A 470-nucleotide genomic window follows, 5' to 3' on the forward strand; every position below is an offset into this window, starting at 1 on the left:
ACCTCGCCATTCCGTTCTTTGGCTACAAGTCCCATGTTTCCATCGACCGGAAGTTCCGGTTCATCCGGAAATGGAAGACAACGGATGCTGCTGCCAGTGATGGTGCCAGACTGCGCGAGGGCCTTCTGGATAAAACCAATACGGCCTCAAGCGTCTGGGCTGATACAGCGTATCGCTCGAAAGCCAATGAGGACTTCATGGACAAGCAGGGCTTTGTCTCGAAGGTTCACAGGAAAAAGCCGCATCTCAAACCTATGCCCCGGCATATCCAGAAATCGAATGCTGGAAAGTCGGTGGTCCGATCTCGTGTCGAGCATGTCTTTGCCGATCAGAAATCGCAAATGGGTCTGTTCGTCCGAACTGTCGGTATCACCCGGGCCACCATGAGGATCGGCCTTGCCAATATCGTCTATAATATGCGCCGCTTCCTCTTCCTCGAAAGATTGAACGCGAGCGCGTAGTCCTCCCAC

At 53.6% G+C, this 470-nt stretch carries 1 protein-coding gene; it reads left to right on the forward strand.

Annotated elements, in window-relative coordinates; genetic code table 11:
- A partial coding sequence (locus GFJ39_RS13950; protein ID WP_153432061.1) for a transposase occupies positions 1-461 on the forward strand: 461 nt, incomplete at its 5' end.
- Positions 462-470: the final 9 nt, after the last annotated feature.

The organism is Gluconobacter aidae (genome assembly GCF_009547075.1).
Lineage (GTDB): Bacteria > Pseudomonadota > Alphaproteobacteria > Acetobacterales > Acetobacteraceae > Gluconobacter > Gluconobacter aidae.